Genomic DNA, 21,726 nt, shown 5'->3' on the forward strand with positions numbered 1-21,726 from the left:
AGAGGATGGAAAGCTTGTCCCTGAAACATTTGGCAAAACCTGTAGAAAACTTTCGCTTTTTTTTTATTGGCACGGTTATGGTAATAAACAGAACATAGATATAACATTGGTTTTATAAATGATTGATTTCAAGGGACTGAAAGTATGAGACTCTTATATGCCATAACTTTGCTTTTGATTGCCTTCGGGATTGGCCTGCAGAAGGGATATGCGCAAACACCTGACCGTGTGTTGGATGAGGTGACTGAGAGCCTGGTTGATGGCGATTCAGATAAACTTTCCAAACATTTCAGTGAGCGGGTAGAAGTTACCGTTCTGGGAAAGAGACAACTTCTAAGTAAAACGCAAGCCACGTACGTGATCCGGGATTTTTTCAGCAATTATCCACCAGATTCTTTTAATACGCTGCACAAGGGCAGTACAAATGGGACTCTCTATGCCCTGGGGGTATTGAGAAGTGAAAAAGGTCAGTTTGAAGTGAATATTTTTATTCAAGTCTCAGATGTGAAAATCAATGAAATCCGTTTTGAGCGGAGCAGTTCAGCCACACGTCAGTAGAACCATACTTTTTCAAAATAGCTAAACCTACATATTTAAGATAGCGGTATGCTTTATGAGCATACCGCTTTTTCTTTTGCCGGGGGTTTCAGAACTTTCGGGCATGATAGATTTTCTCAATCACCCCGAAACCGACCGTATCATACGGGAAGCTTTTGCCGAGGATGTCGGGCCCGGCGACTATACCAGTCTCTCGACGATCCCCGCAGGGCTCACTTCAAGCGCAAGAGCCATTATCAAGGATACCGGTGTCCTGGCCGGTGTAGCGCTGGCCCAACGAATCTTCCATACCGCAGACCCGGCATTGGAAACCCAGATCCTGATTGCCGATGGGACTCCCGTGAAGCCCGGAGATATTGCCCTGACGGTTACCGGTGATCCCCGGTCGATACTCTCTGCGGAGCGACTGGTGCTCAACCTCATGCAACGCATGAGTGGTGTAGCCACGATGACCCGGCAGGTGGTCGGGATGCTTGCCGGCACAGGTTGTCGTGTACTCGACACCCGAAAAACCACGCCGCTGATCAGGCATTTTGAAAAATGGGCAGTTGTCATTGGGGGAGGGACCAACCACCGGTTTGGGCTCTATGATATGATCATGATCAAAGACAATCATGTCGATTATGCGGGGGGAATCGTGCCGGCTATCCGTGCCTGCAAAGCCTATCTGAAAAAAAATAACCTCAATCTGCTGATTGAGGTCGAAACGCGTAATCTTTCTGAAGTGCAGGAAGTGCTCAGCGAGGGCGGTGTCCACCGGATATTGCTGGATAATATGTCCCCTGCAATGATGAAATCGGCGGTGGCCCTGATCGGAGATCAGGCTGAAACCGAAGCCAGCGGCGGCATTACCCATGAAACTGTCAGAGCAGCCGCAGAAAGCGGTGTCGATTTTGTCTCTATGGGCTCGCTGACTCATTCGGTGCGTAGCCTGGATATCAGCCTGAAAGCCATTCCTGGGTAAGGCCGAAAACGCTTACCTGCGGGTTGTTTTCTTTTTGGTAGAACTGGTCGCGCGTTTGCTTCGGGTGGTACCGCCCAGCCCCAACACGCCTAAAAGTCCGCGGGTAAGCTCTCGGGCAACTGTATTCCCCAGTTGGCGAACCATCGTGTTTTTGGCCAGCTTCTCAATCATTCCGGGCTCTTCACGAGTTTTGGCAGAACGGCTACTTTTTGCAGCTTCATGCTGTTTTGCCATTTCTTCCTGTTGTTCGTCCTTGTTAGCTTCTTCGATTTTTGCAGTCAGCAGTTCGTAAGCACTTTCCCGATTGATCTCCTCATTGTATTTCTCCACCATGGCAGATTTCTGGATGATATCTTTGATTTCTGCATCAGTAAGTACATCCATCCGCGACTGGGGGGCGCGCAACATCGTGTGAACCAATGGGGTCGGAATACCTTTTTCGTTGAGAACGGTTACAAAGGCATCTCCAATACCAAGGGAAGTAATGAGTTCTTCTACATTATAGAAAGAGGATTCCGGGAAGTTCTGAACCGCCAGCTTAATTGCTTTCCGGTCTTTTGCGGTAAATGCGCGTAGTGCATGCTGAATTTTGAATCCCAGCTGACCAAGGATATCTTCGGGAACGTCCACGGGGTTTTGGGTACAGAATATAAGCCCGACGCCTTTGGAACGAATCAGTTTTACAATGGTCTCAATCTGATCCAGCAGCTCCTTCGAAGCATTTTCAAACATCAGGTGTGCTTCGTCGATAATGATCATCAATTCGGGCTGGTCGGCATCTCCCTGCTCCGGAAAAGTTGAATAAATTTCCGCCAGAAGACTCATCATAAAAGTAGAGAACAACTGCGGACGGTCCTGAAGATCGGTAAGGCGTAGAATAGAAACAATACCCCGTCCGTTTTTATCCAGGCGGCAGAGGTCGTCCACATCAAAAGATTTTTCACCAAAAAACCTGTCTGCACCCTGTTGCTCCAACGTAATCAGTTTCCGGATAATGGTTCCTACTGAAGCCATGGAAATCCGGCCATATTCTTTTTCTATTTCTTCTTTGCCTTCGTTGGTGATATACTGGAGGGTTTTTTTGAAATCGTCCAAATCCAGCAGCGGGAGGTTTTGGTCATCACAGTATTTGAACACTACAGAAACCACACTGGCCTGTACATCACTCAGATCTAGAATTTTGGAAAATAACACTGGGCCAAACTCCGTAACTGTTGCCCGAAGCCGTACCCCAGGTTCATCCGAAAGCGTCAGCAGTTCTACCGTACTTCCGCTGGCTTCGAAAGGGATTCCCATTTGCCCGTGGCGCTCATCGATTTTGGGATGGCCGGCACTGGCAACCGCGATGCCGCTCAGGTCTCCTTTGATGTCCATCATCAGGGAGGGAATGCCAAAACTGGACATTTGTTCGGCGAGAATCTGAAGGGTTTTTGTTTTCCCTGTACCCGTTGCGCCTGCTACCAGTCCGTGGCGATTGAGCGTTTTCAGTGGGATCTTAACAAATAGTCCTGTTTGTACTTTTCCTTCAAATATGGCTCCGCCCATTAGTACGGATTCACCCTTGAAGGTATAACCATTGGTTACGGATTCGATAAACTGTTCTTTCATTTCGTTTTCCTTATTCTACTGCAAAATAGCATTTTTCCTTTATAAGCAAACCAGATGATTCGCAATTGCGGCTGTAGATATGATCGGTAAAGTTTCTATATTATTGTTCTGGTTTTACCTGTAAACAAATTTTATATGAAAAATATATCCCGAAGGGAAGCTTCCAGAAAGATCGCTATAGGTTTGGGGTCATTGGCCGGTATTTCCTCTTTGCCAGTCTTGGGCGCCAGCCATGAAAAGAAAAAATATGGTGTAGCCCTCGTCGGTCTGGGGAATTACAGCAATATTTTGCTGGGGCCGGCATTTGCTCACAGCCAAAACTGCTACCTTGCCGGAATCGTCACCGGCACTCCGTCGAAGGCTACCGAATGGGCCGCAAAACACCATATCCCTTCCGGCAATATCTACAATTACGAAACCTTTGATAAGATCGCCGATAATCCCGATATCGATATTGTCTATATTGTATTGCCCAACTTCCTTCACGCCGAATATACCATCCGGGCAGCTAAAGCCGGAAAACATGTAATCTGCGAAAAGCCCATGGCGCTGAATGTCCGGGAATGTGAGGCGATGATCGAAGCCTGTGATAAGGCCGGAAAGTTGCTTTCTATCGGATATCGCCTGCATTTTGAACCTCATCATCAGGAGGTCATGCGTCTGGGAAAAGAAAAACCGTATGGCCCCATCAATCTGATTGAATCCTCTCTGGGATATCACCTGGCAGATCCTACGCTTTGGCGGCTTGACAAAAAAAAAGGTGGGGGAGGCGCAATCATGGATCTGGGAGTCTATGCCATTCAGGGAGCGAGGTATGTGGTGGGGGAAGAACCCGTGAGTATCACAGCGCAGGGAATACTTCGGGACAAAAGCCGTTTTCGCGATATTTATGAAACGATTTTTTTTCAGATGAATTTTCCTGGGGGGGAAGTGGCCAATTGCAGTACGACCTATTCTTCCTATGTAGATCGGCTATATGTCAGTTGTTACAAAGGCTACTTTAGCTTAAAACCTTCGTTTGGGGGAAATGGGACGGAAGGAGAAACCAGTGACGGGCCTATGACTTTTCCTGTAGTCAATCAACAGGCAGCGCAGATGGATGGCTTTGCGCAATGTATAAGCGAAAATCGGCGTTCTCCGATTTCCGGAGAAGAAGGTCTTCGCGACCTTCGGGTGATTGAAGCAGTACTCAGGGCCGCCGATACCGGCAAAAAAATCAAACTGTGATGTCTCAGTCAGTAAAAGCCCGCCATTACCACACCGGCCAGGCAATAGAGGTTTTTTTTGAAGGAAAGACCATTGCCCGGATAGAAAATATTGCTTCTGCCCCAAACCTTCCGGCGATTTTTCCCGGCCTTGTTGATATTCAGGTGAATGGGTGGAATGGTACAGATATCAATCGTCCAGGCGTTGAACCCCAGGACTTTGTAAAAATTACCCGCGACTTGCGGCGGAAAGGCATCACCACCTGGATTCCTACCCTGATTACCCAGTCTGTCGAAAATCTCGAAGCTACCCTGCGCGCTTATATAAAAATGTATCCTCAGATCCGTTCTGCGGCTCCGGGCATTCACCTGGAAGGGCCGTTTATCTCCCCTGAGGATGGGGCGCGCGGTGCGCATCCTGCACAGTTTGTGCGATCACCGGACTGGAAACTGATGGAAAAGTGGATCGAAATCAGCGAAGGGAATATTCGTTTGATCACCCTCTCCCCCGAGTGGCCCGAAGCGCCGGATTTTATCAAAAAATGTGTGAAGGCAGGCATCCGGGTTTCGATTGGACATACGGCGGCGGAAAGTTCACAGATTCAGGCAGCCGTTGCTGCCGGAGCGACACTTTCCACCCATTTGGGAAATGGTTCACATCAGATGTTGCGGCGACATCCCAACTATATCTGGGATCAGATGGCGGCAGATGAACTGTTTGCCACAGTCATTACTGACGGATTTCATCTTCCGGATGTGGTCATCAAAACGATTTTGAAAGTCAAGGCCGAAAAGGCCTTGCTGGTGAGTGATACAACCGCCATCGGAGGACTTCCTCCGGGGGAATACGATGCGCCGATAGGAGGAAAGGTTGTGCTTACCCCAGCGGGCAAACTCCATATGGAAGCCAACGCCAATATGCTGGCAGGTTCTGCTTCCAATCTGCTGGACTGTGTGCGTTATCTGGCCGGAACCGGTATGGAATCATTGCCCGATGCGTGGGATCGCGGTTCTGTTTTGCCGGCAGCTTTTATGGGTTTGCCGCAGGCAAAGGGCCTTACGCCGGGTGCCCCGGCAGATTGGGTGCTGGTCAGACAGGAACATGGAAAATTTGACCTGGTCGAAGTTTGTAAAGACGGGATTCGTTATGAGTGTGAAATGTAGATTATCTCACCGACATACTCAATTGCCCGCGATCTACCGTATTTACCGGGCGAAAAACCATCTCAGTCATGCCATGGCGGCCCTGAAGTCCAAGAACCAGCTTCTCCGCAGAATATGATTTTACGATATAATGAAGCGTTTCCGATTCCTGGGAAACAGACTTGCCATTGATTTTTTGGCAGGAAAGAATCAACTGCTGATGTTCAAGATTGTATTCCCATCGTCCTTCTTTTTTTTCATCGTGATCAAAAAAGGTATAAGTATGGTTTACAGCAAGGATAAAGAACCGGGGATTGTTGGGAAGTGAGCGAAGCACCTGTCCATCATTGTATGGGTCGTAGTTATAATCAAATTGCCATACAAGGATTTGGTTTTCGCGGATATCGCTGAGGAGGGTATCAAAGTCATTTCCGGGGGTATTTTGTACACCTGTAAAACTGAAAAGAATAGCAGTGGAAGGAATGGCAAGAATTGCAAAGATCCAGTTCCATGAAATGCGGGCGGTTTTGTGTGTCGATCGGTTCATACTTTCTGTGGTTAGGGGTTGAGGTGATTGTATTTTCCGAAAAATTTCTTTCAGTGATTCGAAGGATAATATTCAAGAACCATTCCCCTATGCCATTGAATTATTTTATTCTGATAATCAATGACTTATGATTTTTGCAATCGATTACAATTTCTCATATTGAGAAAAACAGCACCAATACGGAACCAAAAAAGTGCGTGTCGTGGAAATGAATTTTGAAACTTACAATGCTAAAAATCATCCGGAAGGCAAAAAAAGTTCCATGTTTAGAAAACAAAATCTTTTACCTTGGTATGTAGCATATTTATAAAGGTTTGAGGAAAAACCATTCCAAAAGAATACCTTTGTAACAGATCTGGATAAACGCCTAATATTGGAAAACCAATGAGTAGTACCACCTTAAGAGACGAAGTAACCGTAAAGTTTGCCGGTGATTCTGGCGACGGTATGCAGCTTACAGGTGATTTGTTTACCACCAACACTGCACTTACCGGAAGCGATCTCGCTACTTTCCCCGATTTCCCTGCAGAAATTCGCGCCCCGGCCGGCACGCTGGCTGGTGTGTCTGGTTTCCAGCTCCATTTTGGCAGCAAAGAAATTTTTACTCCGGGAGATCAGGTGGATGTACTGGTTGCTATGAATGCAGCAGCACTCAGAGCCAACCTTCATCAGATCAAAAAAGGGGGAACTGTGATTGTCAATACTGATGGGTTTGACAGTAAAAACCTTCGCCTTGCAAAATATGAAGACAGCGAAAACCCGCTGGAAGATAAAACGCTGGAGGGATATGAAGTTTTTAAGGTACCGGTTACCAAACTAACCCGTGAGGCATTAAAAGATTCTTCACTGGGTACCAAGGATAAAGACCGGTGTAAAAATATGTTTGTGCTCGGGTTTATTCTCTGGCGTTACAACCGGAGTATGGATTCGGTTGTCAAAACCCTCAATGCCAAGTTTGCAAAGAAGGCAGACGCGCTCGAAGCCAACATTGCGGTATTGAAAGCCGGTTACTATTTTGGCGATACAACAGAGACCTTCACCACTACCTATTCGGTAAAACCTGCAACGTTGGCTCCTGGTACTTACCGGGGCATTACCGGCAACCAGGCATTGGTCTATGGGCTGATCGCTGCTGCGCAAAAATCCGGACTTACCTTGTTTTATGGATCTTACCCGATTACGCCTGCCTCAGATATTTTACATATGCTGGCAGCACAGAAAAACTTCGGGATACAGACCTTCCAGGCAGAGGACGAGATTGCGGCTATTTGTTCGGCAATTGGTGCGTCTTATGGCGGCGATCTTGCTATCACCGGTACATCCGGCCCCGGTCTTGCCCTGAAAGGGGAAGCGATGGGGCTCGCCCTTATGCTCGAACTTCCATTGGTGATTGTGAATATTCAAAGGGGAGGGCCTTCTACGGGTCTGCCTACCAAAACAGAACAGGCCGATCTGCTTATGGCCTATTATGGTCGTAATGGAGAAAGCCCGATTCCGATTGTTTCGGCCAGTACCCCCGCCGATGCCTTTGAAGCGGCCTTTGAAGCTTGCCGGATAGCGATACAACATATGACGCCTGTCATTCTGCTTAGCGACGGGTATATCGCCAACGGCGCAGAACCATGGCGTATTCCAAACGCTGCGGATATTCCTGAAATCCCTGTGAAATTTGCTCCACCCAAAGCAGATGGAGAAGTATTCCTTCCCTACAAGCGGGATGAAAAGCTGGTTCGCCAGTGGGCATTGCCTGGTACACCGGGACTTGCGCACCGGATCGGCGGCCTGGAAAAAGAAAAAGACACCGGAAACGTTTCCTATGATCCCAAAAACCACGAATACATGGTGAAAACCCGTGAAGCAAAAGTGGAAAAAATTGCGGATTTTGTGCCTTTGCAAGCATTGGAAATGGGACCCGAAAAAGGGAAAGTACTCATACTCGGCTGGGGCTCAACTTACGGGGTGATTAAATCCGTCACAAAAGAATTACTCGATGAAGGGTATTCCGTCGCACATGCCCATATTCGGTATATGAGACCTTTCCCCCGCAATCTTGGGACATTGCTCAACAATTACGATACGATCATTATTCCAGAAATCAACAACGGGCAACTGTCCAAAGTAATCCGGGATAAATTTTTGATTGATGCCGCCCAGTTTAATAAAATACAGGGAATTCCAATTACCCATTCGGAGCTGAAGGATTTTGTAATGCAACAATTCTGATCCCAGGTTTCGGTTAACACTCATGGATATGACAAACTTGCCCTCATCAAACGGCGCTTCTACACTGAAGGCCAAAGATTTCGCCACAGACCAGGAAGTCAGATGGTGTCCGGGTTGTGGTGACTACTCCATATTAAAACAAGTGCAAACGGTCATGGCCGAATTTGGTCTTGACAAAGATCATGTAGCCGTAATCTCCGGTATTGGGTGTTCCTCTCGTTTTCCATACTATATGGATACGTATGGCATGCACTCCATCCACGGGCGTGCACCTGCCATTGTCTCCGGGCTCCGTATTGCCAATCCAGAACTCAGCATCTGGATGGTTACCGGCGATGGTGACGGGCTCTCTATCGGTGGCAATCATTTGCTCCATATTCTCCGCCGGAATTTTGATGTGAACATCATGATGTTCAACAATCAAATCTATGGACTGACCAAAGGCCAGTATTCACCGACTTCAGAAGTAGATAAATATACCAAGTCTACTCCTATGGGCTCACTGGATTATCCGGTCAACCCATTAGCATTTGCAATGGGAGCAGGTGGTACATTTATCGCCCGTTCGCTCGATCGCGATCCCATTCATATGAAGGATATGCTCCGGCGCTCTCAGGCTCACCGAGGAACCAGTTTCCTCGAAATCTACCAAAATTGTAACATCTTCAATGATGGCGCCTTTTTCCCTTTTACAGAAAAGGATACCAAAAAAGCCAACGGCTTGTATATGGAACAGGATCAGCCGCTGATCTTTGGCGAAAATGATGAATATGGCATCCGGCTCGATGGCTACAAACCGGAAATTGTATCGATGACAGATGGTTCCTTCAGCCCTGCGGATCTCTGGATTCACGATGAAAGGGATATGTTTAAAGCGCAGATGCTTACCCGGTTTTTTGATGACCCGCACCACAAAGAACAGGGATACTTCCCCCGGCCTTTTGGGGTCCTCTTTGAAACCGAAAGACCGTGTTATGAAGATCTGCTGCATCGGCAAATAGAAACCGCCAAATCCAAAAAAGGATTCGGAGATCTCGACCAACTCCTCCGCGGCAATGCTACCTGGGAGATTGTGTAACGGGTTATCAAAATAATTTTTTAGAAGTGAGACGTCTCAAATCAATTTGGGACGTCTCATTTTCTTTTATTGGGGCGAATGGGCGTTTTCCTATCCGCAGTTTTGGGATATAAATAGCTGTATATGAAAAAACTTATTTCCCCGATCTATTGCTCATTCCTGCTGGCTTTCTTTTTGTCAGCTACTGCCCTGTCAGCGCAGACGCTTTATACGCCACAACAATTGCAGGAGGAGTTTCTGCTTATCAAAAAAGCCTATACTTCTCTCCATCCTGGTCTTTACCGGTATATGACGGAGGCTGAGGCTGAAGCGGCTTTTCTAAAATTGAAAGCCCGGCTCCAGCAACCCAGAACCAGAAGTGAGCTGTATAAGATTTATTCGGAGTTTCTCGCTGGTTTTCGCTGTGGACATACTTACTGCAACTTCTGGAACCAGCCGGAGGAGGTGAAAAAGGAAGTGTTTTTCCAGTCCGATAAGCTGCCTTTTACTTTCCGGCTCGTGGACCAGCGAATGATTGTTCTGGAAAATGTGTCTGGCGTCAATCTTCTCGACCGGGGTGCAGAAATAACTCATATAGATGGGGTAGCGGTACCGGTCGTCATCGATAGTCTGGTAAAATACGTCAAAGGCGACGGATTCAAAAACCATAAAAGGATTAGTGATTTGCAGGTTTTTGGAACAGAAGAATATGCGTGGTTTGATATTTTTTATCCGCTGATTTTTACACCGGAAGATTCTGTACAATTAGATGGGCAAAATATATTGTCCGGTGAGAAGTTTCAGGTAAAAATCGCGCTGACCTCGGCAGAAGCCCGTGGAAAGGCTCTGCAAACTATTTACGGGAAAAAACAGCTTAGAGCAGATGACCTGTGGAAATTTGAAATATCAGATAAGTCCACAGCCTATTTGCAAATGGGAGACTTTACGACATGGACCATGAAGATGGATTGGAAAAAATTCCTGAAGGACGCTTTCGGGCAGATGAAAAAGGAGGCTATTCCCAACCTGATTATTGATATCCGGGACAATGAAGGCGGTGCAGATGAAGTACTGCTGGAGCTGTCAAAGTATATTTTAAAAAAGAAAGTAGTGATTCCCTGTGAAGATGACCAGCTTCGTTATCAGAAGGTTACTGAAGATGTGAGACCGTATGTATCGACCTGGGATAACAGTATTTTTGATCTCTCCCAAAGATTGGTTGCTTCAGATAAAGGCTATTTTACCTGGAAAAAAAAGAATTGCAAGGAAGTTTATCCTGCATCTCCGGAGGCATACCAGGGGCAGATATATTTGCTTGTCAACGCAGCAAACAGTTCGGCCACCTTTTTTCTCGCACGTAATGTCAAAGAAAATAAGCTGGGTATCCTTGTCGGAGAAGAAACCGGCGGCAACCTTAATGGAATCACAGGTGGGATGATGTTTTTTATGACGATGCCACATTCCCGGATAGAAATGGATATTCCCCTCATTACCAATTTTCCTGATCAGCCAAAAACCGACGGCGGTATTATCCCAGATATCCCTGTAAGAACCAATCCCGCGGATATCGTAAATGGAACCGATACCTGTCTGGAAGTAGTGAAAAGCCTGATCGCTAAACAATTGTCCGAGTAAATGACTTTATCAAAAGAATATGAAAACATCGATAACCAGTATTCTGTTGGGGATTTTTTTGCCCATCGTTTCCTTTGCCCAGATCAATGGCAACGGAAAAATCATCACCACGACACGTTCGGCAGGTATTTTTACCAGTGTGGAGGTAGATTTTCCGGCTGAAGTAGAGATTATTTGCCAGACCATTCCCCATCTGGAAATTACGGTGGATGAAAACGTATTGCCCTATATTGACGTGAAAACAGAAGGCGCAAAACTGAGAATTCTGCAGGGAAAATGGATCGAACCTTCTCAGAAAGTGCGGATCAAAATAGGCACTGCTTTTCTGCACAAACTGGAAACAGGCGGTTATGGAGAATATTGGGTCAGAAATATAGATTCACCCATATTTACCTTGCTCAATCCTGTGGGGACAGTGGAGGTTGAAGGGAAAACAGATAATTTTCAGGTTACTGTCAATACCGGAAAAGTGGATGCCTCCCAGCTTGTTGCCAAACAGGTCAGCGCACAAATCAATTCCCGGGGGTGGGTAAAAGTTCATGCAGTGGATTTGCTGGAAACTCAGATAGCAGAAAACGGGAAAGTCATTTATACAGAAAAGCCCGGAAAGATCACCGGAAGTGGGCCTGTTGTTTCTGCTGATCAGGTTGAAAATGAAGTAGTTCCGGAAGTAAAGTATATTAAACTGGAATTGTTGAACAACAGTTCTTCCAAAATTGATATTGTCATTCAGGGGCCGCCACACCGTCGGTTTAGCTATGGCATACCATTTAAAGCAGGTCAGCGAAGGGCTGAAAATGTTCCGGTCGGAACCCGCCTTTATCTGGATCAAATCATTACCCGGAAATTGCTGGTAACGATAACAGAGGAAAATGAAAATCAGGTGGTGAAATTATTTGATAAATAACCCCACTATGTCGGTCAATTTTAATATTTACTCAGTCGTACTCTTGTTTGGCTTTGTGCAGGCGGTGATTTACAGTATTTTACTGGTAGTCAGAGGACTCCGGGAGCAGCGTTTGTCTGATCATTTGTTGGGGATATTGCTTCTTTTGGCCGGAATGGTTCTTCTTCCCTATATGTTGGGGTTTATGGGAATACCGGTTATCTGGACAACGCTGTTGTTTTTCCCCACAGACCCCGGATTATTATTTGGACCGGTAGTGTATTATTATCTGGTAAGCCTTACGGACACGGATTTTCGGTTTCGAAAACAACACCTCTGGCATATTTTGCCATTTGCGGTATATGTGATTTATCGGCTGAGTGTATTTTTACAGGGAGCTGCATTTGTGCAAATATGGATAGAAGAGGTGGATATCCCCTACATACGGATTTTGGTCGAATTGACCACGCTTGCCTCCAACTATCTATACCTTTTTTTTACAATCAGACATTACGACCATTACCGGAAATGGGTAGAAACAGAATATTCCAACACATCAGAGATCAGTTTTTCCTGGTATAGAAATTACCTGTTGCTGATTGCGATCGTATTCTCCTGTTCATGGATATTCAGCCTGATGAATACATTGGGCGTCCAACTTTCCTTTACGCAAAACTGGTGGGAGTACGTATTTATATCTGTGATCATCTATATCCTCAGTATCAGAGGCTATCAGCAGAAACCGCCGGTTTTGATTCACTTCCCCTCCGGAGACACCGAAACAGGCGGGCAGGAAAAAGCCCGGTTTCCTGAAAAAGAAATCGCCCATGTCTTGCCGATGATCCGCAACCTGATGGAAAAGGAACGATTATACCTTCAGCCAGATCTTTCTCTTCGCGATATGTCCCAGCGTCTGGGCTTGTCAAACGCGATAGTTTCTCAGGCGATCAACTCTGGATTTGGACAAAACTTCAACCAGTTTGTCAATACTTACCGGATTGATGCCTTCAAACATGCTGCCCAAAGTCCATCCTTTCGGCATTTAAGTCTGCTTTCCATTGCTTTTGATTGCGGGTTTAACTCCAAAGCTACCTTTAATCGCGTTTTTAAGCAAACCACAGGGGTTTCTCCAAGGGAGTTTCTGGAGCAAAATCAGGGTAAGTCAGACCCATAGGAGATGGAATAATTTTTGTGCAAAAAGTTTTTGCAACAGAACCTTTTTCCCCCCAAATTTGTGACATGCCACAATTTGTACTTTCTTCACAACCTCATCAAACACTTCTGACGCTAAAAGAAGAGTTTTACCAAACCCTCTCCGCCCCACAGGACGGAATGTGGCATGCGTTTACCGAGCAGGCAAGTCAATGGGAGATCTATGCCGAGAATAAACTTTCCGGCTATTTCTGCTTAAATGAATCCGGGCAGCTACTGGGCGCATATCTCAAAGACAATTTGCTTACTTCCGCTCCGGAGATTTTTGCATCTATTTTGAGGGAGCATAAGATAACCGAAGCAGTCGTTGGGACCAATAATCCCCTCTTTTTGTCGCTTTGTATGGATCATGCAAAAAGTGCATTTACCCATACCCTGCTGTATCGCGACCATCAGAAGATAAGCATTAGTTTGCCCTTACCTGTTTCCAATGCCAATTTCCGTCATGCCAGTCCTGAAGATGCCGACCGGTTGAAAGTGTTTTTTACGGAAAATATTCAGACGGATTTGGACTGGTACGACGAATACGTAAAACAACTCCTTTCAAAAGGTGAGATCTATCTGCTGGAACTCAACGATGACATTATTGGTATCAGTGAAATACGGAAGAGTAAAGCGCAGTCTGATTTTGCAGATGTGGGAATGCTGGTAAGCGAAAAACATCGCAGGCAGGGACTTGGGGCGTATTTGCTGGCCAGTGCAAAAGCGGTTTGTTACCGGTACGGCGTAACCCCTGTCTGTTCCTGTAAATTTGAAAACGAAGGCTCCCGGCATGCGATTGAAAAAGTAGGTTTTATCAGTAAACATCGGATGCTCAAAGTCCGGTTCTGAGCAAATAAATTATGAATAAATGCTTCCTGATCGCTGCCGCAGGTTTATCCGGATTATTACTCTCCGGTTGCCCTTCGACAACGCAATCTATCCAGTCTGGTGCTTACCCGGAAGAAAAACAGCTGGTCTACGATGACTATATTTATGAATCGGCCTTTCGCACGCCGCAGCTGTACCAGATGGGCATTGAAGAGTCTTATCCGGTTATTTACCTTGGCACCACAACGCCACTGCAACTGGAGTTTGATGAATTGATTCCCGAAACAGCCTATGAATCCAATCTTTTTGTGGATTTTATTAACTGTGATGCTTTCTGGAATCCGACAGGCGTACTTCCTATAGAGTTTTATGAGGGTTTTACGCAGGACAGGATCGAACTTTTTGAGCGATCAACCTTTACCAAAGTGCCTTATGTACATTATTCGTATGCTTTCCCTCAGGAGAATGAGTTTTTTAAATTGAGTGGAAACTATTTGCTGATTGTATATCGCAACAACAATAAAAAGGATGTGGTGCTTAGCCGTCGGTTTGTCGTGGCGGAAAACAAAGTTTCTGTTTTGCCCAAATATATGCTTGACAACCGGATCGAGCGTGTGCGTATGACCGAATTCAGCTTTGATCTTGCGGTGCCTCCGGGACTGGGTATTTACAACCCGGCCAATGATCTGACCATCCGGGTTTTGCAAAATTTCAGATGGGACAATTCTATCACTTTGGGCAACCCCCGATTTTCGGGTGATAATAAATATGAGTTTTATCTCGACATCGCCAATCTTTTCAACGGGGGAAATGAATACCGCCGTCTGGACATTCGAAGCACGCGTTTTTACTCCGAAGTAATGCAGGAGGTAGTCGAAAAGGATCATATCTATGAAATTACCCTTTTCCCCGATCAACCCAGAGCGTTTAATGTTTTTTCAACCCGCCGTGACCGAAATGGAAGTTTTAAGCCCTGGGTACAGGAGTGGCCAAATGCAAAAACGCAGGCTGATTATGTCAGCAATCATTTTATTCTGGAACGCAACGAGCCCGTTCCCAATGGGGAGGTGTTTGTTACCGGCAGGTTTTCTGACTGGCAATTTCGTGATGATTACCAACTCACCTATAATGCCGAAACCAGGCGTTATGAAGGAGAGGTAATTCTGAAACAAGGCATTTACGACTATGCCTATGCGGTCAGACGTGCTGGCGATCCTGTGCCTGACGAGGCTACGCTGGAAGGCCGCCACCTTGAAACAGAAAATTTCTACACAGTCATCGTCTATTACAAAGGACCCGCCGACCGATCGCCCAAGATCATCGGTTATGCACCGATAAACTATTACGAATAAAATTTCATCCTGAAATTTTCCCGATAACTTCTCCAAAACCTACGCGGATTCCTGCTTTTTCTGCAAAACCACGCATCGATACGGTATCTCCGTTTTGAATAAACGTGCGGGAAGTTCCGTCATTTAAGGTAAGCGGCTTGGTTCCCGTCCAGGCAAGCTCCAGCATCGAGCCGTAGGAGCCCGGTTCTTTTCCGCTGATCGTACCGGAAGCCATCATATCCCCAACTCTGATATTACAACCATTGACGGTATGATGGGCAAGCTGTTGTGCCATATTCCAGTACATATACCGGAAATTTGAGCGGCAAATGATATTTTCCTCCCCATTTTCAGGTGTGAGGGATACGCTCAGGTTGATATCGTAATTTTTCCTCCCCTCATATTGCAGATAGGAGAGCACGGCGGGGGTCTGTTCCGGGCCTTCTTCGCGGAAGGGTTCGAGTGCGTCAAGTGTTACGATCCAGGGAGAGACCGATGAGGCAAAATTTTTCCCCAGAAATGGTCCGAGCGGAACGTATTCCCACTGCTGGATATCACGGGCAGACCAGTCATTGAATAAAACAAGACCGAAAATATAATCTTCAGCAAGATGGGTAGAGACAGTTTCTCCCATCGTGGTTTCCTTTCCAATGATAAAAGCCATTTCCAGCTCAAAATCCAGTCTTGCAGAGGGACCGAAAACAGGGGTAGGGGAGTCTTTGGGTTTTACCTGCCCGTAAGGCCTGTGAATGGGGGTTCCGCTGACGACGATGGAGGATGCGCGTCCGTGATAGCCCACCGGCAGGTGGCGCCAGTTGGGCAGGAGTGCATTCTCCGGGTCGCGAAACATTTTTCCTACATTGGTGGCGTGTTCTATGCTGGAATAAAAATCAGTATAGTCGCCTACGGCTACCGGCAAGTGCATGACCGCCTGCGATTGCGGGATAAAAACCTCCGGATGGTTTTTCAGCGGAGAGCGAGTATCACAAAGCGTCTCCTGGATTTGTGTTCTTACAGCGCCTGTAACAGATTTTCCCAGGCTGATAAAATCATTGAGCGTTTCACGGGTAAATACCTGCGGGTCGAACCTGATTTGATCAAATATACCGGTTCGCGCAGCGGTAAACAGATCCAGAATCTGTGAGCCAATCGCGATTCCTGCTCTGGGACTTTGCCCCGAAACCGAATAAATCCCGAAAGGAATATTGTAAATGGAAAAGTCAGATTGATGGGGTATTTCAACCCAGGTGTGGAGGTCAGACATAAGGTAAAAGGATTAAAAAAGCGAACGGTTAGTGCTCCAGCCAGGATTGGTAATATTTGCCGTCATCCAGCTTTAAAGCATTTTCTGTTATCATTAATGGTTTGAACGTGTCGATCATCACAGCAAGTTCTTCCGTAGAAGTTTTGCCAATACTGCGCTCGTACGCACCGGGATGAGGCCCGTGGGGAATACCGCCCGGGTGGAGCGTGATATAACCTTTGTCAATATTATTGCGGCTCATAAAATCACCATCCACATAATACAGCATTTCATCGGAGTCTATATTTGAGTGGTTGTAAGGCGCCGGGATGGCTTTGGGGTGATAATCGTACAGCCTTGGACAGAAAGAACAAATCACAAAAGCCGAAGTTTCAAAGGTTTGATGTACCGGTGGTGGCTGATGTACGCGGCCTGTGATGGGCTCAAAATTGTGAATGGAGAATCCGTAAGGGAAATTATAACCATCCCAGCCAACGACATCAAAGGGATGTGTGGTGTAGATCAGCTCGTGGAGGAATCCCTGTTTTTTGATTTTCATCAGAAATTCCCCTTGTTGGTCAATAGTTTCCAGTTGTTGCGGGAGTTTATAATCTCTTTCGCAGAAAGGAGAATGTTCGAGCAATTGTCCAAACCAGTTGCGGTAGCGTTTGGGGGTATAAATCGGGTGAAAGGATTCTGCGTAAAGGATACGATTGTCTTCCGTATCAAAATCTATCTGATAAATCATCCCTCTGGGTATGATAAGATAGTCGCCATATTCGAAGGGAATATGGCCCAGAAAAGTCCGCAGTGTGCCTGTTCCCCGGTGAATAAACAGCATCTCGTCTGCGTCTGCGTTTTTGTAAAAGTATGAAGTGAGTGATTTGCGCGGCGCAGCCAGGCCGATATGGATATCGCTATTTACCAGAACAGGCTCTCTGCTTTCGAGAAAATCGTCTTTGGGGGGAAGTTCGAAGCCTTTGAGCAATTTGGCCGTCATATTTTTCTCTACCGCAATTTTAGGGCTTACATCCTTTGCCCCGACAATTTCCTTTACCATAGTTGGGCGGTGGGTATGGTACAGCAGGGAGGACATTCCATCAAAGCCAATAGTTCCAAACAATTGTTCATAATATAACCCGCCGTTAGGTTTTTCGAATATTGTATGGCGTTTGGGAGGTAATTTTCCTAGTTTGTGATATATGGGCATAGGGTTGGAAATTAGGGGAAAAGGTTTGGTTTTCCGGGAAAAATATGAGAAGTTTCGGGTTTTTCCTTTACAAGCAAAACTGAAATTTAAGCAAAAAAAGAAAATTTATATAACTTCTTATGGAGACAACCAAAATCCTGAATCAACGAAAAAATCTCACACCTGCTGCTCTTGTTGAAAAAAGTATTGTCCTCGGTCAGGGAAAGCTCAGTAGCACTGGCGCCCTCGTCGTGAATACCGGAAAATTTACCGGAAGATCACCCAAAGACCGGTTTATCGTTGAAGATGAATCTACGGAAAACCTGGTGGACTGGGGCGGATTTAACAACCCGATCAGCCCTGAAAGCTACCAGAAACTATTGGCAAAAGTGCTTGAATACATGGACGCCCAAGAGGAAGTATTTGTGCGCGATGTGGTTGCTTGTGCAAACCCCAATTACCGGCTGAAAATCCGTGCTTTCACCGAATATCCCTGGCAGAACCTGTTCGTGTTTAATATGTTTATCCGCCCCGCGGAGAAAGAACTCAATGGGTTTACCCCCGACTGGAAAGTATATGCTTTTCCGGGCCTGTTGGCTGACCCTGCGGTCGACGGTACCCGCCAGGAAAACTTTGCCGTTTTGAACTTTACGGAACGCACCATTTTAATAGGAGGGACAGCCTATACCGGTGAAATCAAAAAAGGAATATTTTCCGCATTAAATTTTTTGCTGGCTTCAAAATTTAATGTGCTGCCTATGCATTGTTCTGCAAATGTAGGAGCGAGTGGCGATACCGCACTTTTTTTCGGGCTTTCGGGTACAGGCAAAACTACTTTATCCAACGATCCTGAAAGACATTTGATCGGCGATGACGAACATGGCTGGTCCAAAGAGAGTATTTTTAATTTTGAGGGCGGTTGTTATGCCAAAACAATTGACCTTTCCCCGACCAAAGAGCCCCTGATCTTTGATGCAATCAAGTTTGGTGCATTATTGGAGAATGTAGGTTTTATGGAAGATGGGAATACTGTCGATTTTAAAGATGCTTCCATCACGGAGAATACCCGGGTAAGTTATCCGATCTATCATATCCCCAATATCATGTACAATTCAAGGGGAGATATTCCGCATAATATTTTCTTTTTGACTTGTGACGCATTCGGGGTGTTGCCACCAATTTCGCGGCTGACTGTGGAGCAGGCGATGTACCATTTTCTCTGTGGTTATACCGCAAAAATTGCCGGAACGGAAGAAGGCATTACGGAGCCGGAGGCGACTTTCTCTACTTGTTTTGGTGCGCCATTTTTGCCACTGCATCCTACCGTTTACGCCAATCTTCTGGGTGAAAAGCTGCGGCAGGGGAGTCAGTTTTCGGATGGCAGCATTCATGTCTGGCTGGTTAATACAGGCTGGACGGGCGGTGGTTATGGAATAGGATCGCGAATCGAACTTTCATTTACCCGCTCGATAGTAAAAGCTGCGCTGAATGGCTCACTCGACCATGTTGAATATCATACCGACCCCATATTTGGGCTCAGCATTCCCAAACGCTGCCCCGATGTTCCCAATGCGATCTTATACCCTCGCGACACGTGGCGCAACGAAGAAGAGTATGACAAGGTAGCCATTTCACTCGCGGAGCGATTTATCAAAAACTTTGAAAAATACGCGGATCAGGCATTGCCTGAAGTTAAGGCAGCCGGGCCGATTATATCTTAAGTGGGCTTAGGGGGTTTACTACATCCAGAAAGAAGTAAACCCATCTTCTTCAAAGCGTCGGTGCATGAGGAGCAGCTTTTCCAGCGTGCGGGGAAATTTATAGCCTTTTTTTCGGGGGTCGCCCAGTTTTTCTGCAATTTCGGAGGCGTAGAGGCCAGGCTGCAGATCGATCGTCGAAGGCGAAAATTTACGGATCAGTTCAAACAGTACCCGCCCTACGCGGCGCGAGCTTCCGTGAATGCGCGGCAAAATTTTCTGCATCACCTGAAGATCGATCGCCTCCTGTTCGGAGATAAGCTCGCGTATCTCGTGGCGGTTGAGCATATAAAAAGCAATCTCGTCGCGCACCCGGTAGCCAAACTGCAAATCCGCCTTTTTGAGGATCTGGTTAATGTCTGTCAGGAGTTGCAGGGTGCTGTTCATTCGCTGTTTTTCGGCTTCGCTTACATCTTTGGGCTGGACATAAGGCGAGAGCAGAAAATCGTTGTACACGTCTTCGATGGGTGCTACCACTTCATCGGCGACGGGCCAGTCGAGGTGAACGTCATTCATTTCGATCGAATTGGCGCGGTCGAGGACTTTACGGCTGAAAGGATGAGTAGTTTCGTCCATATTCACCGTGCCTATGAGGTATAGGTTGTCGGGGAGGCCGAGTGGAAAATTAGTCTCAGTTAACGATTCTCCCAGCATATCAACTGTGAGAATAGGGTCAGAGACAATCCTTTCACCCACCCTTTCCCGCGTTTCCATGATACTGAGGATATCGCTGAGATAATGTTCGACCCGTGCGAGGTTCATCTCGTCGAGGATGACAAAAAATATTTCCTCCGGATGCTGATGTGCCCTGATTATCGCTGAGAAAAGCGCCTTTCCTCGAAATTTTCCCGACAGATCGGTATAACCCAACAGGTCGGCGTTGTCGGTCCAGTCGGGGCGCACGGGGATAAGGGTGCAATTGTCCTTACACCCGATGGCCGCTGCAAACTGGCGAACGAGTTGTGTTTTCCCCGTTCCCGAAATCCCTGCCAGTATAACAAAAGGTTTGGTTTTGAGGGAAAGATAAAAATTGGCGATATCCTGTTTGGTAAAAAAAAAGCCCTGTCCCGAGATATATTCGTGAATATGGCCCAGGACAGCGCGGGCATAATGTTGGGTTTTTGTTTGTGCCGGGAGCGACATTTATATTTTGATGAAAATCTTCTTCCTGTACAGAATCCAGACCGGGATAAAGATAAACGCCGTATAGGAAAGCGCCCAAAGGAGGGAAACAAATCTGGGATCAAGTCCGGTGCTGTTGAGCCCATCCACAAAAGCGGCATTGATATTAAACCCTTTCAGGCTAAAGAGAAAATGCAGCCCGCTGTGGAGGACATAAGCGGTGATGGCATTGGCGCCGAAGACCTTAAAGATATAGGTGTATTTATCTTTTTCCAGCACATCGATATACCAGTAGAAAAATCCCAGCAACATCGAAGCGAGTCCGGAAGTGTACATGACAAAACTACTGGACCAGAGATTTTTATTGAAGGGAAAAAACCAGTCCCAGACATTGCCGAGGGTCATAGCGAGAAAACCGCCAACCATCAGGCCTATCACCTTTTTTTCAGGTTTTTGTTTGCCCGTAAGGAGCGCTCCTGCGAGCATACCGGTGATACCGGAAGCAATCGCGGGGAAAGTGCTGAGTACGCCTTCGGGGTCCCAGGTGTATTGGTAGATGCGGAAGGGGACGATGAGGCGGTCTATCCATGCTTCCATATTGGTACCCGGTTCGAAGTTACCGGCGATAAAACCCTCCGAAACCTGCCGGATATATCCGATATCGATCATACCGTGGCGCGAATTCACCTTGCCGGTGGCGAGAGCGGTAGAAATCGTTTCGTCGATGGGTACGGGGACAAGTGCCATAACCAGCCAGTAGCCCACGAGCAAGCCGGCGGCGAGCCAGGCCTGCGTTTTCCAGTTGGTTTTGAGGAAGATAAATGAACAAGCGAGGAAAACGAGGGCGATTCGTTGGAGCACACCCGGGAGGCGGATGTTGCCAAAGTCAAACCTCGGCCAGAGCCAGAGGAACACACCGAGGCCAAAGATGATGGCAGTGCGGGTGAGGATTTTGCGGGTAATCTGCCCCATGGGCGGATTGTCTTTGAGGACACGGGAGTAGGCGAGGACGATGGAAACCCCCACGATAAAGAGGAAAAAGGGGAATACAAAGTCAGTGGGCGTAATCCCATGCCAGGAGGCATGTTCGAGTGGCGTATAGATAGCTTCGGAACCGGCATCATTGACTACGATCATTCCGGCGATGGTCAGGCCACGGAAGACATCGAGGGAGATCAGGCGTTTTGACAGAGCGTTTGACATTAGCAGGGGCTATTAAGGTGTAAGAAGCCTAAA

Annotated in this window: 18 protein-coding genes; 12 read left to right on the forward strand and 6 right to left on the reverse strand. The window is 46.7% G+C overall.

Features of this window, described 5'->3' with window-relative positions; all coding sequences use genetic code 11:
* Nucleotides 1–144: 144 nt before the first annotated feature.
* Together R3D00_10145 and nadC are read left to right on the forward strand one after the other, a co-directional pair.
* Entirely contained in the window at nucleotides 145–558 is a 414-nt protein-coding gene (locus R3D00_10145) for a DUF4783 domain-containing protein (GenBank protein ID MEZ4773530.1), read from the forward strand.
* Nucleotides 559–661: 103 nt separating this feature from the next.
* Nucleotides 662–1,522: a carboxylating nicotinate-nucleotide diphosphorylase gene (gene nadC, locus R3D00_10150; protein ID MEZ4773531.1), complete on the forward strand. Its 861-nt coding sequence runs from the start codon at nucleotides 662–664 to the stop codon at nucleotides 1,520–1,522.
* A 12-nt stretch (nucleotides 1,523–1,534) separates the two neighbouring features.
* On the opposite strand, the gene R3D00_10155 is transcribed toward nadC, so the two are convergent.
* A complete protein-coding gene (locus tag R3D00_10155) occupies nucleotides 1,535–3,130 on the reverse strand; it encodes a helicase HerA-like domain-containing protein (GenBank protein ID MEZ4773532.1) in 1,596 nt (531 codons plus the stop codon).
* A 135-nt stretch (nucleotides 3,131–3,265) separates the two neighbouring features.
* Between R3D00_10155 and R3D00_10160 the strand changes: the two genes are divergently transcribed.
* On the forward strand, nucleotides 3,266–4,357 hold the full coding sequence (locus R3D00_10160) for a Gfo/Idh/MocA family oxidoreductase (GenBank protein MEZ4773533.1): 1,092 nt from the start codon (nucleotides 3,266–3,268) through the stop codon (nucleotides 4,355–4,357).
* Entirely contained in the window at nucleotides 4,357–5,499 is a 1,143-nt protein-coding gene (locus R3D00_10165; protein MEZ4773534.1) for an N-acetylglucosamine-6-phosphate deacetylase, read from the forward strand. The genes R3D00_10160 and R3D00_10165 overlap by 1 nt, the downstream gene beginning before the upstream one ends.
* Before the next feature lies 1 nt (nucleotide 5,500).
* Here R3D00_10165 and R3D00_10170 read toward each other — a convergent pair whose 3' ends face one another.
* Nucleotides 5,501–6,025, reverse strand: coding sequence for a hypothetical protein (locus tag R3D00_10170; GenBank protein ID MEZ4773535.1), 525 nt, complete (start codon nucleotides 6,023–6,025; stop codon nucleotides 5,501–5,503).
* A gap of 384 nt (nucleotides 6,026–6,409) precedes the next feature.
* Here R3D00_10170 and R3D00_10175 point away from each other — a divergent pair, with 384 nt between their 5' ends.
* The 7 genes from R3D00_10175 (at nucleotide 6,410) to R3D00_10205 (ending at nucleotide 15,200) form a co-directional block, all read left to right on the forward strand.
* Nucleotides 6,410–8,248, forward strand: coding sequence for a 2-oxoacid:acceptor oxidoreductase subunit alpha (locus tag R3D00_10175; GenBank protein ID MEZ4773536.1), 1,839 nt, complete (start codon nucleotides 6,410–6,412; stop codon nucleotides 8,246–8,248).
* 28 nt (nucleotides 8,249–8,276) lie between these two features.
* Nucleotides 8,277–9,326 carry a 2-oxoacid:ferredoxin oxidoreductase subunit beta gene (locus tag R3D00_10180; protein ID MEZ4773537.1) on the forward strand — a complete coding sequence of 350 codons (1,050 nt, stop codon included), beginning with the start codon at nucleotides 8,277–8,279 and terminating at the stop codon, nucleotides 9,324–9,326.
* 123 nt (nucleotides 9,327–9,449) lie between these two features.
* Nucleotides 9,450–10,940: a S41 family peptidase gene (locus tag R3D00_10185; protein ID MEZ4773538.1), complete on the forward strand. Its 1,491-nt coding sequence runs from the start codon at nucleotides 9,450–9,452 to the stop codon at nucleotides 10,938–10,940.
* Between the two features lie 19 nt (nucleotides 10,941–10,959).
* Nucleotides 10,960–11,847 carry a DUF2807 domain-containing protein gene (locus tag R3D00_10190; GenBank protein MEZ4773539.1) on the forward strand — a complete coding sequence of 296 codons (888 nt, stop codon included), beginning with the start codon at nucleotides 10,960–10,962 and terminating at the stop codon, nucleotides 11,845–11,847.
* Between the two features lie 7 nt (nucleotides 11,848–11,854).
* Nucleotides 11,855–13,000 carry an AraC family transcriptional regulator gene (locus R3D00_10195; protein ID MEZ4773540.1) on the forward strand — a complete coding sequence of 382 codons (1,146 nt, stop codon included), beginning with the start codon at nucleotides 11,855–11,857 and terminating at the stop codon, nucleotides 12,998–13,000.
* 65 nt (nucleotides 13,001–13,065) lie between these two features.
* Complete coding sequence (locus R3D00_10200) at nucleotides 13,066–13,869, forward strand: GNAT family N-acetyltransferase (protein MEZ4773541.1); 804 nt, start codon at nucleotides 13,066–13,068, stop codon at nucleotides 13,867–13,869.
* Between the two features lie 11 nt (nucleotides 13,870–13,880).
* A complete protein-coding gene (locus R3D00_10205; GenBank protein MEZ4773542.1) occupies nucleotides 13,881–15,200 on the forward strand; it encodes a DUF5103 domain-containing protein in 1,320 nt (439 codons plus the stop codon).
* A 4-nt stretch (nucleotides 15,201–15,204) separates the two neighbouring features.
* Here R3D00_10205 and fahA read toward each other — a convergent pair whose 3' ends face one another.
* Both fahA and R3D00_10215 read right to left on the reverse strand, forming a co-directional pair.
* A complete protein-coding gene (gene fahA / locus R3D00_10210; protein ID MEZ4773543.1) occupies nucleotides 15,205–16,443 on the reverse strand; it encodes a fumarylacetoacetase in 1,239 nt (412 codons plus the stop codon).
* Between the two features lie 28 nt (nucleotides 16,444–16,471).
* On the reverse strand, nucleotides 16,472–17,632 hold the full coding sequence (locus tag R3D00_10215; protein ID MEZ4773544.1) for a homogentisate 1,2-dioxygenase: 1,161 nt from the start codon (nucleotides 17,630–17,632) through the stop codon (nucleotides 16,472–16,474).
* 119 nt (nucleotides 17,633–17,751) lie between these two features.
* On the opposite strand from R3D00_10215, the gene pckA reads away from it, so the two are divergent.
* Nucleotides 17,752–19,332, forward strand: a complete 1,581-nt coding sequence (gene pckA, locus R3D00_10220) for a phosphoenolpyruvate carboxykinase (ATP) (GenBank protein ID MEZ4773545.1) — start codon at nucleotides 17,752–17,754, stop codon at nucleotides 19,330–19,332.
* An 18-nt stretch (nucleotides 19,333–19,350) separates the two neighbouring features.
* Here the strand turns inward: pckA and R3D00_10225 are convergent, their stop codons facing one another.
* Together R3D00_10225 and R3D00_10230 are read right to left on the reverse strand one after the other, a co-directional pair.
* Nucleotides 19,351–20,511 carry an AAA family ATPase gene (locus R3D00_10225; protein MEZ4773546.1) on the reverse strand — a complete coding sequence of 387 codons (1,161 nt, stop codon included), beginning with the start codon at nucleotides 20,509–20,511 and terminating at the stop codon, nucleotides 19,351–19,353.
* Nucleotides 20,512–21,693 (reverse strand): heparan-alpha-glucosaminide N-acetyltransferase domain-containing protein, encoded by a 1,182-nt coding sequence (locus tag R3D00_10230; protein ID MEZ4773547.1) that lies wholly within the window; start codon nucleotides 21,691–21,693, stop codon nucleotides 20,512–20,514.
* Between the last annotated feature and the right edge of the window lie 33 nt (nucleotides 21,694–21,726).

This window comes from Bacteroidia bacterium (genome assembly GCA_041391665.1).
GTDB lineage: Bacteria > Bacteroidota > Bacteroidia > J057 > J057 > JAGQVA01.

Bases quoted from the DNA above. Each gene is read 5' to 3' on its own strand.
- R3D00_10145 (MEZ4773530.1), top strand. From the start codon at position 145: ATGAGACTCTTATATGCCATAACTTTGCTTTTGATTGCCTTCGGGATT.
- nadC (MEZ4773531.1), top strand. From the start codon at position 662: ATGATAGATTTTCTCAATCACCCCGAAACCGACCGTATCATACGGGAA.
- R3D00_10155 (MEZ4773532.1), bottom strand. From the start codon at position 3,130: ATGAAAGAACAGTTTATCGAATCCGTAACCAATGGTTATACCTTCAAG.
- R3D00_10160 (MEZ4773533.1), top strand. From the start codon at position 3,266: ATGAAAAATATATCCCGAAGGGAAGCTTCCAGAAAGATCGCTATAGGT.
- R3D00_10165 (MEZ4773534.1), top strand. From the start codon at position 4,357: ATGTCTCAGTCAGTAAAAGCCCGCCATTACCACACCGGCCAGGCAATA.
- R3D00_10170 (MEZ4773535.1), bottom strand. From the start codon at position 6,025: ATGAACCGATCGACACACAAAACCGCCCGCATTTCATGGAACTGGATC.
- R3D00_10175 (MEZ4773536.1), top strand. From the start codon at position 6,410: ATGAGTAGTACCACCTTAAGAGACGAAGTAACCGTAAAGTTTGCCGGT.
- R3D00_10180 (MEZ4773537.1), top strand. From the start codon at position 8,277: ATGACAAACTTGCCCTCATCAAACGGCGCTTCTACACTGAAGGCCAAA.
- R3D00_10185 (MEZ4773538.1), top strand. From the start codon at position 9,450: ATGAAAAAACTTATTTCCCCGATCTATTGCTCATTCCTGCTGGCTTTC.
- R3D00_10190 (MEZ4773539.1), top strand. From the start codon at position 10,960: ATGAAAACATCGATAACCAGTATTCTGTTGGGGATTTTTTTGCCCATC.
- R3D00_10195 (MEZ4773540.1), top strand. From the start codon at position 11,855: ATGTCGGTCAATTTTAATATTTACTCAGTCGTACTCTTGTTTGGCTTT.
- R3D00_10200 (MEZ4773541.1), top strand. From the start codon at position 13,066: ATGCCACAATTTGTACTTTCTTCACAACCTCATCAAACACTTCTGACG.
- R3D00_10205 (MEZ4773542.1), top strand. From the start codon at position 13,881: ATGAATAAATGCTTCCTGATCGCTGCCGCAGGTTTATCCGGATTATTA.
- fahA (MEZ4773543.1), bottom strand. From the start codon at position 16,443: ATGTCTGACCTCCACACCTGGGTTGAAATACCCCATCAATCTGACTTT.
- R3D00_10215 (MEZ4773544.1), bottom strand. From the start codon at position 17,632: ATGCCCATATATCACAAACTAGGAAAATTACCTCCCAAACGCCATACA.
- pckA (MEZ4773545.1), top strand. From the start codon at position 17,752: ATGGAGACAACCAAAATCCTGAATCAACGAAAAAATCTCACACCTGCT.
- R3D00_10225 (MEZ4773546.1), bottom strand. From the start codon at position 20,511: ATGTCGCTCCCGGCACAAACAAAAACCCAACATTATGCCCGCGCTGTC.
- R3D00_10230 (MEZ4773547.1), bottom strand. From the start codon at position 21,693: ATGTCAAACGCTCTGTCAAAACGCCTGATCTCCCTCGATGTCTTCCGT.